The sequence below is a fragment of the Bacillus cereus group sp. BfR-BA-01524 genome, from assembly GCF_022662595.1.
GTDB lineage: Bacteria > Bacillota > Bacilli > Bacillales > Bacillaceae_G > Bacillus_A > Bacillus_A thuringiensis_S.
On record NZ_JAKUDW010000297.1, the window covers coordinates 1 to 418 of the forward strand.

Here is a 418-nt window from a genome sequence, read left to right on the forward strand (position 1 = left end):
GTCCCAGTGTGGCCGATCACCCTCTCAGGTCGGCTACGCATCGTTGCCTTGGTGAGCCGTTACCTCACCAACTAGCTAATGCGACGCGGGTCCATCCATAAGTGACAGCCGAAGCCGCCTTTCAATTTCGAACCATGCAGTTCAAAATGTTATCCGGTATTAGCCCCGGTTTCCCGGAGTTATCCCAGTCTTATGGGCAGGTTACCCACGTGTTACTCACCCGTCCGCCGCTAACTTCTTGAGAGCAAGCTCTCAATCCATTCGCTCGACTTGCATGTATTAGGCACGCCGCCAGCGTTCATCCTGAGCCAGGATCAAACTCTCCAATAAAGTTAGTTTGTCTAGCATCTAAAAATAAAAATTGACGTTTCACGTTGTTTGTTTCGTTCAGTTTTCAAAGAACTTGTCCGCCACTTCA

Annotated in this window: 1 rRNA gene; it reads right to left on the reverse strand. The window is 49.5% G+C overall.

Features of this window, described 5'->3' with window-relative positions:
* Window positions 1-330: ribosomal RNA gene (locus MR170_RS31150) — 16S ribosomal RNA — on the reverse strand; the annotation flags it as partial.
* Window positions 331-418: the final 88 nt, after the last annotated feature.